This window comes from Paraburkholderia sp. SECH2 (assembly GCF_030464795.1).
Classification (GTDB): Bacteria; Pseudomonadota; Gammaproteobacteria; order Burkholderiales; family Burkholderiaceae; genus Paraburkholderia; species Paraburkholderia aspalathi.
The window spans coordinates 239,512-254,216 of record NZ_JALPRH010000004.1; the positions used below are offsets into that span (position 1 = coordinate 239,512).

General features: G+C 60.6%; 10 protein-coding genes. 5 read left to right on the top strand and 5 right to left on the bottom strand.

Translation table 11 applies throughout. The annotated features are described in order from the left end of the window. Nucleotides 1–50: 50 nt before the first annotated feature. Nucleotides 51–1,208: a porin gene (locus M0D66_RS10325; RefSeq protein ID WP_200571143.1), complete on the bottom strand. Its 1,158-nt coding sequence runs from the start codon at nucleotides 1,206–1,208 to the stop codon at nucleotides 51–53. 283 nt (nucleotides 1,209–1,491) lie between these two features. On the opposite strand from M0D66_RS10325, the gene aldA reads away from it, so the two are divergent. The 4 genes from aldA (at nucleotide 1,492) to M0D66_RS10345 (ending at nucleotide 7,341) form a co-directional block, all read left to right on the top strand. Further along, a complete protein-coding gene (aldA, locus tag M0D66_RS10330; RefSeq protein WP_200651009.1) occupies nucleotides 1,492–2,916 on the top strand; it encodes an aldehyde dehydrogenase in 1,425 nt (474 codons plus the stop codon). 160 nt (nucleotides 2,917–3,076) lie between these two features. Beyond that, on the top strand, nucleotides 3,077–4,399 hold the full coding sequence (locus tag M0D66_RS10335; protein WP_200651008.1) for a nitrate/nitrite transporter: 1,323 nt from the start codon (nucleotides 3,077–3,079) through the stop codon (nucleotides 4,397–4,399). Continuing rightward, nucleotides 4,400–5,617 (top strand): mandelate racemase/muconate lactonizing enzyme family protein, encoded by a 1,218-nt coding sequence (locus tag M0D66_RS10340; RefSeq protein WP_211701592.1) that lies wholly within the window; start codon nucleotides 4,400–4,402, stop codon nucleotides 5,615–5,617. 62 nt (nucleotides 5,618–5,679) lie between these two features. Next, a complete protein-coding gene (locus M0D66_RS10345) occupies nucleotides 5,680–7,341 on the top strand; it encodes a GMC family oxidoreductase (protein WP_266210697.1) in 1,662 nt (553 codons plus the stop codon). A gap of 11 nt (nucleotides 7,342–7,352) precedes the next feature. On the opposite strand, the gene M0D66_RS10350 is transcribed toward M0D66_RS10345, so the two are convergent. From M0D66_RS10350 to M0D66_RS10365, 4 genes are all read right to left on the bottom strand, one after another. After that, nucleotides 7,353–8,288 carry a LysR substrate-binding domain-containing protein gene (locus M0D66_RS10350; protein WP_266210698.1) on the bottom strand — a complete coding sequence of 312 codons (936 nt, stop codon included), beginning with the start codon at nucleotides 8,286–8,288 and terminating at the stop codon, nucleotides 7,353–7,355. 151 nt (nucleotides 8,289–8,439) lie between these two features. Continuing rightward, nucleotides 8,440–9,879 (bottom strand): phenylacetaldehyde dehydrogenase StyD, encoded by a 1,440-nt coding sequence (gene styD / locus M0D66_RS10355; protein WP_301772817.1) that lies wholly within the window; start codon nucleotides 9,877–9,879, stop codon nucleotides 8,440–8,442. A gap of 215 nt (nucleotides 9,880–10,094) precedes the next feature. Next, complete coding sequence (locus M0D66_RS10360; protein WP_266210700.1) at nucleotides 10,095–11,201, bottom strand: hypothetical protein; 1,107 nt, start codon at nucleotides 11,199–11,201, stop codon at nucleotides 10,095–10,097. 181 nt (nucleotides 11,202–11,382) lie between these two features. Beyond that, nucleotides 11,383–13,368, bottom strand: coding sequence for a primary-amine oxidase (locus M0D66_RS10365; RefSeq protein ID WP_266210701.1), 1,986 nt, complete (start codon nucleotides 13,366–13,368; stop codon nucleotides 11,383–11,385). Nucleotides 13,369–13,564: 196 nt separating this feature from the next. Between M0D66_RS10365 and M0D66_RS10370 the strand changes: the two genes are divergently transcribed. Beyond that, nucleotides 13,565–14,563, top strand: a complete 999-nt coding sequence (locus M0D66_RS10370; protein WP_200619434.1) for an AraC family transcriptional regulator — start codon at nucleotides 13,565–13,567, stop codon at nucleotides 14,561–14,563. Nucleotides 14,564–14,705 lie beyond the last annotated feature (142 nt).

Sequence of the window (14,705 nt, forward strand, 5' to 3'; positions counted from 1 at the left end):
TGACCCGGAGCCACTCACGGCGCGGCTCCAGCGCACGAATCCCCCGATCCTCAGAACTTGTGCCGCAGCGCGAGTCGCACGGCCACCTGATTACCCGTCGACGACGGCGCCTGCACGCCCGGAATGAACGCGTTGTCGAGAATCGAGTGGGTGGTGTCGCCCGCGACCTTCTGATACTCGCCCTGTACATACACGTCCGTGCGTTTGGACAGGTTGTAATCCGCCATCAAACCGATTGAGTGAATCTTCGGCTTCACGCTGCCCGTCGACGCATCGTAGTTCTCCATCGTGTACACATACTGCGCGCCGATAAAGAAGGCCGGCGTGAACTGGTATTTGCCGTTCACTTCGAAGTTCTGGTACTTCAGCGTATTCAGGCTGACACCCGATGCCGCCAGCGGGATGCCGATATAGCCGTTGCCGGTCGGGTCCTTATAGTTGGAGTTGGTGTAAGCAAAACCGGCGGTCGCCGAACCGAACGTGTAGTTGATGCCGGCGCCAAACACCCGCATGCGCCCGGCGATGAAGCTCGCGTCATTCGCGGTGATCGCACCGGTGGAACCCGCGCCCGGATTGTTCGCCTGCAGGTACGCAGCCGCAATCAGCAGGCCGCCGTTCGCGTACTGGCCACCGAAGCTATAAGCACGGTTGTTCGCGAAGTTCGTGTCGTTGCTGAAGCTGTACACGCCGCCGAACTGGAAACCCGCGATCTCCGGGCTCGCGTACTTCACGCTATTGCCGAGACGGAACGAGTTGTCCGTGTTGTCGTTGTCGTACGGGTGCGCAAACAGGTAGCCGGCCCAGTTGCCGTTGGCGGTGGTCTGCGCAAGGTAGTCGACCACCGAGTCGTACTGGCGCCCGAGCGTGACCGTGCCGAACCGGTTGTCGCTCAAGCCCACATAGGCCTGGCGGCCGAACATGCGGCCGCCCTGGCCGAGCCGCCCCGAACTCACGTCGAAGCCGTTTTCAAGTTGGAACACGGCCTTCATGCCGCCGCCCAGATCTTCCGATCCCTTCATGCCCCAGCGGCTGCCCTGCGCATAGCCGCTCGCCATTTCCCAGACCGCGCCGCGCCCGGCGTTGTTGGTGTAGTCGATGCCTTCATCGAGCACGCCGTACAGGGTCACGCTGCTTTGCGCGAAGACGGACGGGGCCGCCAGCGAGGTGAGTGCCGTGAAGGCGGCGGTGGCGATGACATTCTTTTTCATTGTGAGCTCCAGACTTTGGTAATGAGTGACCTCAGTGGGTCGAAACGGGGTTCGACCGCCTGTAAAGGCCGCTGCTTTTGGCAAAGCCCGGATTCTGCTATTCGAGATGGGATTCGCGTATGAGGCACATCCCTGGATAAACGTGATTTTTTCGAATGTTTGTCCCGCGAATTATTCGCTTGTGGTGCGCCGTGCCCCAGAGAAAAATTCCGTCCATGCACCTTTGGCATGAAGGCGATAGCCGAAGGCAATGCGCCACCGCACCAGGTTTTCAGGAGACGAGATGCGACTCGATCGGAATTTTGCTAACGGCTGCTTTATCGACGCGGCAAGCGACGAGCTCATCGCCGTCACCAACCCCGCCACCGAAGCCGTGATTGCCCACGTCACGGGCGCTACCGAAGCCGAGGCGATCGCCGCGGTCGACGCCGCAGCCGCCGCGCAGAAGGGCTGGCGCAAGCTGCCTTCGGCCGAGCGCGCGGTCTATCTGCACAAGCTCGCCGACGCGCTCACCGAATGCGCGCCCGCCATCGGCGCGGCGCTCGCGCTGGAGTCGGGCAAGAGCGTCGCGGACGCCACCAACGAAGCGATCTACGCCGGCCAGATCACCCGCTACCACGCCGAATGGGCGCGCCGCATCGAAGGCGAGGTGATTCCGAGCGACACGCCCGACGAAAACCTCGTGCTGCATCGCGAGCCGATCGGCGTGGTCGCATGCCTGATCCCGTTCAACTACCCGGTCTATACGTTCATGCGCAAGGTGGCGCCCGCACTGATCGCCGGCAATACCGTGGTGGTGCGCCCGAGCAACAACACGCCGACCTCCGCGTTCGAGATCGCCAGGGCAGTGGAGAAAGCAGGGCTGCCGGCCGGCGTCGTGAATATTCTCGCGATGAATCACGCAACCGCCGAGGCGCTTTGCACGCATCCGAAGGTCGGCATGATCACGCTGACCGGCAGCGTCGGCGCGGGCCGCAAGGTACTCGAATACTGCAAGACGAACATCGCCAAGCCGTCGCTCGAACTGGGCGGCAAGACGCCCGCGATCATCGAGGCGGATGCCGATCTGGAGAAGGCCGCGCGCGATCTGGTCGCATCCAAAACCACGCACTGCGGGCAGCTTTGCACGGCGATCGAACGCGTCTACGTTCAGGAAAGCGTGCATGACCGTTTCGTCGCGCTGCTGAAGAAGCACATGAGCGCGGTGGAAAGCGGCGATCGTGCCGAACAGCCTTCGCTGATGGGGCCGCTTGTCAACGACGCGTCGCGCCAGTCGATTCACGGGATGGTCGAACGCGCGATCGCTGCGGGCGCCACGCTCGAAACCGGCGGCAAGCTGCCGCAAGGCAAGGGCTTTTTCTATCCGGCCACGTTGTTGTCGAACTGCCGTCAGGACATGGAAATCATCCAGGAAGAAACCTTCGGTCCGATCATGCCGGTCGTCAAATACCGCACGCTCGACGAAGCCCTGGAGATGGCCAACGACCATCAGTTTGGATTGTCGTCGGTGCTCTATACCGAGAACTATCGCAGTGCGATGAAGATTGCCAACGGCATCGAGGCAGGCGAGTTGTATGTGAACCGTACGCCGGCCGATCCGTATCAAGGTTTCCACGCGGGCTGGAAACGCTCGGGTCTCGGCGGCGACGACGGCAAGCACGGCATGCTCGAATTCACGCAGACCCGCCTTGTGGTCATGAAGTACTAAAGCTGAAAAGCTGAAACCGGCGCGTGCCGCGCGATTCGGAGTAGACGGCACGCGTTGTTTTGAAACCCGCAAAAAACGCAGCAAATCCGCTGCACTTATAAAAATATTTGAAGACCCGGCGGCCAGGTGAACCGGCGCTGCGTCTTCCAGGAGCGCTCACGTGTCATCTCAACCCGTTCAAACCACCGCTTCGCTCGCCTCGAGCGCCGCGGAAACCGCATTGCAAGCCAACAAGGCTCAACGCTACATCCAGCTCATGTTGCTGGTCGTGGCGGCCGGCGCGATTTACCCGATTCTGTATCTGCGGCAGGTCTATCAGCCGACGATGCTCGAAGTGTTTCACATCACCGATAGTCAGCTCGGCTATCTGTATTCGTCGCTCGGCACGATCTTCCTGCTGAGTTACCTGCCGAGTGGCTGGCTCGCCGACCGGATCGCGCCGCGTCTGCTGATCTGCTTTTCGCTGATCGCAACTGGCGTGCTCGGCCTGTGGTATTCGACCGCGCCGTCGTTCCAGATGCTGATGCTGATTTTCGGTGGCTGGGGATTGTCGACCGGCTTGACCTTCTGGGCTGCCGTGATCAAGCGCGTGACGATGATCGCCGGCACGCACGAGCAGGGCCGTTTCTTCGGTTTGCTCGATGGTGGACGTGGCCTGATCGAAGCCATGCTCGCGACGATCGCGATCACGCTGTTCGCCTGGTTCACGCAGACCAAAGGCGAACCGGTGACGGCCGGCTTCAAGCTGGTCGTCTACATGTACGCGTTTCTGTGCATCGCACTGGGCGTGGTGCTTGCGCTGGTTAAAGATCCGCAAGGCGCTAAAGACGCGGCGGCCAACCGCGCCACGAAGAAACGCAGCAACGTGCTGGTCGATCTGAAAACGCTCGCGTCGATTCCTGAGTTGTGGCTGGTCGCGGCTATTGTGTTCTGCGGTTACCAGGTGTTCTGGGCGACTTACAGCTTTTCCGCGTATCTGCACGAAGGCGAAATCGGCTTGACGGTGGTGATGGCCGGCACGATCACGACGCTCAAGCTGTGGATGCGACCGATCGGCGGCATCGGCGGGGGATTTCTTGGCGACCGTTATTCGAAAGTCTCTGTGCTGGTGATCGCGCTCTTTCTCGCCGCACTGTCGCTGCTTGGTCTGATGGCGGCGCCGCGTATCTCGAGCCATGTGCTGCTGGTGTTCCTCGTGCTGTTCATCGGCATTCTGACTTACGCGATTCGCGGGCTCTACTGGTCGCTGCTGGATCGCTGCAATATCCCGGTCGAAACGATGGGCCTTGCTATCGGCCTGATCTCCGTACTCGGCTATTCGCCCGACGTGTTCCTGCCGTTGATCAACGGCTATCTGACGCAGAACTTCCCAGGCGTCTTCGGTTACCAGCTTTACTTCGGCTATGTGGCCGGAATGGCGGCGCTCGGCGGCTTTGCCGGCCTCGCGCTGAGAAACATGCTTAGCAAAAAAGGGGTTGCGTAAATGAAAGTCGTCTCGCTCGAAACGCATATCGTCGCCGTACCGCCGCCGCATGTGGGCGGCATGTACTGGATCTTCGTCAAGCTCAAGACCGATTGCGGTATTGAAGGCGTCGGCGAAATCTATTCGGCGACGTTCCATCCGAAAGCGATGACCCACATCATCGACGATGTATTCGGCCGTTATCTGCTCGATAAGGATCCGCACCATATCGAGCGGCTCTGGCGCGAAGCGTATTCGAGCGGCTTCACGCAACGCCCCGATCTGACGATGATGGGCGTGGTCAGCGGGCTGGAAATGGCGTGCTGGGACATCATCGGCAAGGCGGCGAACAAGCCGGTGTACGAACTGCTCGGCGGCATGGTGAACCAGCGTCTGCGCTCGTACACCTACCTGTATCCGAAGAACAGCCGCGGTGAATACGACTACGACGATCCCGATCTCGCTGCCGAATGTGCGGTTGAAAACGTCAAGCGTGGTTTCACTGCGGTGAAGTTCGATCCGGCGGGGCCGTACACGGCTTATTCAGGTCATCAACTGTCGATGGAAGTGCTCGACCGTTGCGAGACCTTCTGCCGCCGTGTGCGCGAGGCTGTCGGCAGCAAGGCCGATCTGCTGTTCGGTACGCATGGGCAGATGGTGCCGTCGTCGGCAATCCGGCTTGCCAAGCGCCTCGAGAAATACGATCCGTTGTGGTTCGAAGAACCGGTGCCGCCGGGACAGGAAGGCGCGATGGCGCAAGTCGCGCAGCACACGAGTATTCCGATTGCCGCGGGCGAGCGCCTGACTACCAAGTACGAGTTTTTCAAGCTGCTCGAAGCGGGCGCGGCGTCGATTCTGCAACTGAACGTGGCGCGTGTGGGCGGCCTGCTCGAAGCGAAGAAAGTCGCGGCGATCGCCGAGGTGTATTACGCGCAGATCGCGCCGCATCTGTACAACGGTCCGATTGGCGCGGCCGCCAGTATTCAGCTTGCCGCCTGCACGCCGAACTTCCTGATTCAGGAAAGCATCGGCACGTGGGACGGCTTCCACGCTGAAGTGTTGAAGAAGCCGATTCAATGGGAAGACGGCTACATCATTCCTTCGCAGGAACCGGGTCTGGGCGTGGAGTTGAACATGGACGTCGTTCGGCAGCACACGCCTTACACCGGCGAGCGTCTGCATCTGCAGATGGCAGCACTTCCTGCCGACGTGAAGGATCTCGCGCCGGCCAAGGGTTGAGCCTGGCGGATTCAGCTGTTTTACGCTTTCAATGGATTGGGCGCCGCTTGGCGACATAGAGCATGAACTACGATTACATCATCGTCGGCGCGGGTTCGGCGGGCTGCATTCTCGCCAATCGCCTTTCGGCGTCGGGCCAATATTCGGTGCTGCTGCTCGAAGCGGGCGGCAAGGACAGCTCGTTCTGGTTCAAGATCCCGGTGGGTTTCACCAAGACGTACTACAACGAAACCTATAACTGGATGTACTACAGCGAGCCCGAAAAGGAACTCGACAACCGGCCGATCTATTGCCCGCGCGGCAAGGTGCAGGGCGGTTCCGGCTCGATCAACGCGATGATTTACGTGCGCGGCCAGCCGCATGATTTCGACGACTGGGCCGCGGCGGGCAACCCGGGCTGGGCGTTTCGCGACGTGCTGCCGTATTTCCGCAAGCTCGAATCGCATCCGCTCGGCAACACGGAGTATCACGGCGCGGACGGCCCGATCCGTATCTCGCCGATGAAGGATGCAGTCCATCCGATCTGCCATGTGTTCCTGAAAGGCTGCGACCAGGCCGGCTACAAGCGCAGCGACGACTTCAACGGCGAACGATTCGAAGGCGCGGGTATCTACGACGTGAATACGCGCAAAGGGCAGCGTTCGTCGAGCAGCTTCGAGTATTTGCATCCGGTGCTGACGCGTAAGAACCTGACGGTCGAGCGTGACGTGCTCGCGAGCCGCGTGCTATTCGACGGTAACCAACGGGCCATTGGTGTGAGCGTGACGCAGAACGGCGCGACGCGGCAGTTCATGGCGAATCGCGAGGTGATTCTGTCGGCGGGCGCGGTGGATTCGCCCAAACTGTTGCAACTCTCCGGCGTAGGCGATAGCGCATTGCTCGCGAAACATCGTATTGCGATGGTTAAGGAACTGCCTGCTGTGGGGCAAAATCTGCAGGACCATCTGTGCGTGAGTTTCTACTATCGCGCGAACGTGAAGACGTTGAACGACGAATTGCGCCCGTTGCTCGGCAAGCTCAAGCTCGGTCTGCAGTATCTGCTGACGCGCAAGGGGCCGCTCGCGATGAGCGTGAACCAGTCGGGCGGGTTCTTCAAGGGCAACGACCACGAAGTGCAGCCGAATCTGCAGTTGTACTTCAATCCGCTGTCGTACCGGATTCCGAAGAGCAACAAGGCGAATCTGGAACCCGAGCCGTATTCGGGCTTCCTGCTGGCATTCAACCCGTGCCGGCCGACGAGCCGCGGTTCGATCGAGATCGCGTCGAACCGTGCGGAAGACGCCGCGAAAATCCGCATCAACGCGTTGACCACGGAGAAAGACATCGACGAAGTGATCCAGGGTTGCGAACTGGTGCGCAAGGTGATGGCTTCGCCGGCGTTGAAAGAGATCACGGTCGAGGAAATCTCGCCGGGGCCGCACGTGAATACGCGCGAAGGCTTCCTGCAGTATTTCCGCGAGCAATCGGGTTCGATCTATCACCTGTGCGGTTCGTGCGCGATGGGCGACGACCCGCGCACCTCAGTGGTCGATGCGCGCTTGCGGGTGCACGGCGTTACCGGCTTGCGCGTGGTCGACGCGTCGATCTTCCCGAACATCACATCGGGCAACATCAACGCGCCGACGATGATGGTTGCGGAGAAGGGCGCCGAGATGATCCTCATGGATGCGGCCGTCGAAGCTGCTTTTAAACCCGAAGCGGCGGAGCTGGCTGCGGCCGCCTGAGTTCGTCCGCCTCAACCCGCTTCGCCTAATTGCGCCGACTCCGACGAATCGAGCGCGCGCTCGGTCAGCCAGATCTCTTGCTGCAGCCAGTCGCGGAACAGCGCGACGTGCGGCAGCTCGTCCTGTTCCGCGCGCGTGACGAGCCAGTACGACTGGTGGCCGTCGACGTGCACATTGAGCACTTGTACCAACTGCCCCTCAGCCAGCTCGCGCCCGATCATGTGACGATCGGCGATGGTCACGCCGAGCCCGTCGATAGCGGCCCGGATTGCGTGATCGAGCAGATCGAATTCGTAGCCACCGCGAGTGTCGACGTTTTCGATGCCCGCGGCTTTCAACCAGTGCTGCCAGGTCAGATAGCGCTGATCGGTGCTCGCGAGCACGTGCAGCAGCGTGAACTGATTCAGATCGATGGCCGCGCGGCCGGCCTGGCGCGCGAGCAAGGCGGGCGCGCAGACGGCGATATGCCGTTCGTTCATCAGCAGACGGTTGTCGAAACCTTCCCACTCGCCGTTGCCGAAACGGATGGCGCAGTCGAGCACGCCCGATTCGGCGAGATTGTCGTCGACGCGGGTCGACAGGCTGAGTTCGAGATGCGGATGCGCGTCACGCAGACGTCCGAGGCGCGGCATCAGCCAGCGGCTCGTGAAGGTGGGCGGCGCGTTGATACGCAGACGGTTGCGGTGGGTTTTCTCCTGCAGGCTGCGGACCGTGAGTTCGATGCGGTCAAATGACTGTTGCAGTGCTTGCAGGAGGATGCGGCCGGCGGCCGAGAGCTCGAGGTGGTGATGGTGACGCTGAAGCAAGGTCTCGCCGAGCTGAGCTTCCAGTTGCCGGACTTGCCGGCTGACCGCGCTTTGCGTCACGTTCAGCAGCTCCGCTGCGCGCGTGAAGCTGCCCGTGCGGCCGGCGACTTCGAAGGCTTTCAGCGCGTTCAGCGCGGGCATTTTGCGTTTCAAGGTGGGGCACCCAAGGGTAGGCTGACGCGCGGCGGCGCGGGTGCCCGCTATTTTACTGTGTTGCCCTCGAGGCGCTAGAAGCGTGCACGTCTTGTGGCGGCGATGCGTTGGTGCCGCAAGACGTGCAGAGACCGACTGGTCAATACGCGATGCAGACCGACTTGCTCTCGGTATACGCATCCACGATGGCCTTGCCGTGCTCGCGTCCGATTCCGGATGCCTTGAACCCGCCAAACGGCATCGCCGGATCGACCATATTGTGCGTGTTGACCCAAACGGTTCCCGCCTCGATGCCGTCGATCAGCCTCAATGCCTTGTCGAGCTGATTCGTCCACACACTCGCGCCGAGACCGTATTCCGATGCGTTGGCCTGAATCAGGACTTCGTCGATATCGTCGTAGGGCATGGCCACCAGTACCGGTCCGAATACCTCCTCCCTGACCACGGAAAGCGGCTTGCATGCGCGATTGGCAATGACCGTCGGGCGGACAAAGAAGCCGTCCGCATCAACGGCCGCGTCACGTGACAGGATTTCGCCGCCTTCCTGCCGGCCTTGGGCGATCATTCCCATGACCTTGTCGCGGTGCCGCGCGGAAACCATCGGCCCCATCTGCGTCGCGGCGTCGAAGCCGGAACCCAAGGCAATGCCATCGGCCACGGCGGCGATACCTTGCACCACTTCGTCGTAAATCGAGCGCGCAACGTACAGGCGGGAACCCGCGGTGCAGACCTGTCCGTGATTGAAGAAAATCGCGCCGGCCGCGCCCTCGATCGCTTTCTTCGGGTCGCAGTCGTCCAGCACGATCACGGGGCTCTTGCCGCCCAGTTCCAGCGATGCGCGCTTCAGATCGCTAGCGCATTGGCGGCCGATGATGCGGCCCACTTCGGTCGATCCTGTGAAGGTAACCTTGTTCACTAGGGGATGCTTGACTAGCGCTGCGCCGGCGGTTTCGCCGCGGCCTGTGACGACGTTGAATACGCCTGGAGGGAAGCCGGCTTCGTGAGCCAGTTCGGCCAGGCGGATTGCTGTTAGAGGCGTTTCTTCCGCTGGTTTCAGCACGACTGTGCAGCCGCAAGCGAGGGCTGGGGCGATTTTCCAGACCGCCATCAGGAGTGGGAAATTCCACGGCACGATTGCGGCGACTACACCTGCTGGGACGCGTTTTGTTGAGGCGTTGTAGCGGGTGCCGGGTGGGAAGGGGATCGACAGGTCGAAGGTGGTGCCCTCGATTTTGGTGGCCCAGCCGGCCATGTAGCGGAGCCATTGGACGCTGCCTGAGACTTCCAGCATCTTGGAGAAGGCTATTAGTTTTCCCTGGTTCAGGGTTTCTAGTGTGGCTAGTTCGTCGGTGTGTTGTTCTAACAGGTCGGCTAGTTTTAGCAGCAGACGTTCACGGGTGGCTGGCGGCATTCTGCGCCAGGTGTTTGCCTCGAAAGCTGCTCTTGAGGTTTTGACCGCGTGGTCGATGTCGGTTTCTGATGCGTCTGGGAGGTGGGATAGTTCTTCGCCCGTTGCGGGGTTGTAGATGGGGAAGGTTTTGCCTGCGGCGCTTGGGGTTTTTTCGCCGTTGATGAACATTGTTTTTGGTAGCTGCGGTGTTTGGGTTTTTTGTTCGGGCATGGTTTTGTCTCCGACGGGGTGAGGGTGGTGGTGTTGTTTGGTTGGCGCTTTTGCTGTTTGCCTGCGGTGGTGCCTTTCCTTGTTTTGTTAGTGGTCTATTAGCGTTGCCCCTGTGCGGGGCAGCACCTACTTTTCTTTGCCGCCGCAAAGAAAAGTAGGCAAAAGAAAGCGGCTCAAACCACGCCTGCTAAGTGGGGCCCGCAGCTGGCAGACGGTAGTGGTGCATCTGGAATCTGTGTTCTCTCACATTCAACGTTCGTGACAAGGGAGTCATACTTCCCGACTGGCACTTTGTGCTCGTCGGAAGAGTCTGCCAGGCGGTGGTCATGGTTTAGATGCTCGTGGCGCGCCTTTCTTTCGGACCAGTTGGTTGCTAATGTGCCGGCGCATAGCAGGTTCGTGATCGCGCTTAGTGCGTACAGCACGATGAATCCTTCGCCGAAAAAGTAGGGTGTTGTCGATAACGTTGCGCCCAATACCATCCCGATGTGGTGGGCTGCGCCGGGACAACTTGCGCTCAACGCGCTGCACGAATTTCTTCGCAGTTTCATCAGCGCCGGAATCGTCAGGCAGTCGAGAATCAGAAATATCTTTGCTGCGAGTAGTGCTAGGGTTGGACTGTCCACGGCTGCGAGGGCTCCAATTAACGCCGCTCGTAGCACGTACAGCACAATCAACATTCGTTTGTTGTTGCCGGAACGGTCGGCGATGAACGCCAGTGCGCAAACCGCACCCACCGAAAGCAAGACCTGCCATATCGGTTGGGCGCCACTCATGCCGCAAATCGCAAACAACTGGAAACGCGCGAGACTGCCGCTCGATAAGCCTGAAAATACTGCGAGCAGTACCGTTGCACCGGTTGCGCAGATGGCTTCGGTCGACTGGGCCGTGTTTTGATTCGCGTATTGATTCCGATCGAAATCCTTAGGACGCAACACGGGCGCATCAACTAGATGCCACCCGCACAACAGCAATGCGCTACCTACCGCCACAAACAACCCAGCTATCGTGACTGAATGCTCCAATCCGCCCACATACGCCGGCATGATCCCCATCGCACTCATCGCGGCAATCAGCGTCACCGCCGTCGCAAACGTCGTGTGCGGCCGGGATACGCGTGACATCAACAACGGCACGATCGTCATCGTTGCTAACGCCAATACGCTCATCCACAACGCGTTGGCTCGTTGACCAAGACCGGTTTGAGTCACCAGTGTCGCGGCACCGCCCACGAGCAACACACAGGCCGTGCAGCTTACGCTCGCAATTAACCCGCGCACCGTGCCCCTCGTGGACGCAATCCGCCCGCGTATCGCACCGCCTGGACCCGCACTCAGCATGCGTGCCACGCCGCCTCCGCGTGGAGTCAGTCGACGTACTACGCTGCACGCAGTCGCGGGCCGCATGTATCTCGCGTCGGCCACGCCCGCAGCAGCACGCCGCGCGTCACGCGTCATCGAATCACCGCTTGCAGCAGCCATGATCCGCAGACTTCCCATCCTCAACGCTGTTCTGATCCCGCTCGGACGGCAAGTCCATCGTCGGGTTGGCGGAGAAGAAGTTGTTCGGCTTGAGCATGAAGCCGGCGTATTCCACGGGCATCACGGGGAAGTCCTCGGGTTTGCATACGTGCGTGTGGCCGAAGCTGTGCCACAAGACAATGTCCTCGTTCTCGATGTTGCGGTTCGCCTCGATATAGCGCGGCAAGCCGTCACCGCCCGCGTGCTGGTTCGGATAGTCGCCGCTCGCGTAGCGCTCGGCCGGATCGAATGGTGTGACCCACACGTGACGTGTCGCAAAGCCGCCGCGTTGGCGGACCTTCGAGCGTTCGTCGGCGAGCATCAGCGGGGAGTCGTTCACGATCAGCTTGTAGCCAGGATTCGCGCCGACGGCGTTCTTCACGTTCGGATTGGTCACCTTCCAGTAACGTCCGGTGCGGCCGTTCGCGAGGCGTGCGGCTTCGCTCTCGGTCTTGAACACCTGTTTGGTGGTGTCGAATACGTTGCCGTACGGATTCGTTTCGCCCATCGGACGCGGCACGAATTCATGTTCGGTCACCGTGTTGCGTTCGCCGTCCACCATCATGTGCATCCGTGCATTGAAGAAGTGCTGATGGGTCGGACCGCCGAGGTTCTCGGTGATCATGCCGCCCCACGGATACGTGTCGCCGTCAGCTACCGCGGAGGTTTGGACGATGCCGGTCAGCTTGCATTCGAGTTGGATGGTGCCGTCCTGGTACAGGTACCAGTAGAAGCCGTAGTCGTAGTTGCCGACCGTCGCGAAGAAGGAGATCACGAGGCGTCGCGAGCGACGCATTTCGAAGACACCGGTGCGGAACTCGTAGTGCTTCCACAGGGTGCCGTAGTCCTCTTCGTGCATGCACACGGCGTTTTTCATCACGAACGCATTGCCGAAATCGTCGGCGGACGGAATGTCGAAATAGCGGATCGTGCCGAGACAATCGCAACCGAGTTCAAGCTGATTCGCCAGTTTGCCGAGGCCGTACTCACCGGCATCGAATGCGCTCTTCCAGTAGTGATTCGTGCTCGGGTCGGAGTAGGGCACGCACATCTCCGTCACGCTCGCACGGTAGATGATCGGCCGCGCGTTCTTGCCGTCGTCCCATGACAGTTGATGCAGCACCAGACCTTCGCGCGGCGTAAACCCGACGCGGAAGCTCCAGTTCTGCCAGCTCACGTGCCAGCCGTCGATCTTGAAGCTCGGGCCGTCGGGTTGGCTGATCGACAGCGGTTTGAGCGTGTTGCGCGGCTCGCCGAGGCTCGGCGTATCGTAGTTGTGCCTCGCGCGCGGAATCGGAATGATGCGGCCATCGTCCACCAGTTCGATCACTTTTTTCTCGAGCAGATCGACCACCGCCACCACGCCCTCGATCGGATGCGCGTAACCGTTGTCGGTCACGGTCTCGCGGTAGTAGCTCACGCAACGCACGAGGCGCCGGCCATTCTCGTTCTCGCGGTCGAAGCAACCGGCGGAAAACGGATCGACCTGGACACGTTCCAGATCCTTCTCGGTCAAACCGCGCTTCATCACCGCAATGCGCCATGCGTCGTCGCTCTTGACGATCTGCTCGGCGTTCATGAAGTCTTCGATCATGATCGGCGGCTGGCCATATGGCGCCTGATCGAACGGCAGCACGTTGCGCGAGGCGATTTTTTTCTCTCTCAGGTCCACATGGAATTCGGTGGTCGTGCCATTCGTGCGATCGATTGCGAGGACGAACGCCGTGCGCGAAAAATATTCGCCGGTCTTGAATGCGATCACTTCGGCCTTCGCCGGCTCGCGCAATTCGACCATCGGAAAGCGCACATGCCCGTCGAAATTTTCGGCGGCCTTCACGAGATCGCAGGCAAGCTGCATTTCGTCCGGACTCAGCGGATCGAGCGGATGAACGGGGGCGTGTGCGGTTTTCGTGGCATTCGTGTTCATAAGGTTCCCGTAAGGAGTGTGCTGGACCGGACCGCGCGCGAGGCTGCGTGAACCGCGTCGAACGCTGAGTCGATGGCAAATCGTAGGAACCCAATAATATTTTCGCGCTTGCTTATCGCGCCAAATGAACGATAAAGTGCGCCACGAGGAAGAACACTGCAGCACACCAGCGAAGACTTGAGAGGAGACGCTCAGCATGAAAAAAGTCACGCTCAACGGTAGTTTCCCGATGATCCGCGCCGCGGTCATGGGGCCGGTTGTGCGCGCACTCGATGCATCAGGCGCCAATTGCGACGCGCTGCTCGAAGCGTTCGGCATGAGCCGCAAGCTCCTGTCGAATCCCTATGAAATCCTGCCGCTGACGCGTTACGTGGCGGCCTTCGAGCGCGCGGCCGAGGTACTCGGCGAGCCGTCGCTCGGCCTGCGTCTCGGCAGCGAATTGCAGGTGACGGAGCTCGGGCCGGCAGGTCTCGTGTTTCTATCGTCGCCAACCTTGAATGCGGCAGTGCGCAAGTTCTCGCTCGCGCTCGCGTCGTGGCAGAACACCACGACCTGCGAGTTGCTGCGCGATGGCGAATGGCCGGTATGGACCTATCAGATCGCCAATCCGCAGATCTGGCCGCGCCGGCAGGACGCGGAATACAGCCTCTCGACGATGTGCCATATGATCCGGGCCGTGCGCGGCGCGGCGTGGAATCCGGCCGAAGTGCATTTCGAACATGCCGCGCCCGCTGACCTCAAACCGTATGCGCGCATTTTTCGCGTACCGGTGCGCTTTCAGCAGCCTTTCAATGGTGTGATCCTGCGTCCATCGGATCTCGATGCGCCGCTCAAAAGCGCCGATACGCAAATGGCGCGCATGATGGAGCGCCACGCCACCGATCTGATTGCGCGCGATGCGGTGCCCCACAGCATCGCCGACCAGGTGCGCGATCTGGTGACGCGGCGGCTCGCGCACGAAAAGCTGATCGTTGCCGACATCGCGAAAGATCTCGGTCTCTCGCATCGTTCATTGCAGCGGCATCTGGCCGAGGCGGGGACTTCCGTGCGGCAGATCGTGCGCGAAGAGCGGCAGCGCAGTGTGGAAGGACTGCTTGAACGCGAAGGGCTCACCAACGCGGCGATCGCTCGCGCTGTGGGTTACGCCGACGCAACCGTGTTGTGGCGCGCCACGCGCAACTGGAAAAAACAATAAAGGTGGTGGCGCCGCAGTTGCTTTCATTCTGAAAGAACTTGAAGGCGAAATCCTCACACAAAAAAACTTCCCTTTCCTAACTATCACTGCGAACCGCAGTGCATGAGACGCTCGTGAGCATTGGCGCAATTTATCGAAAATT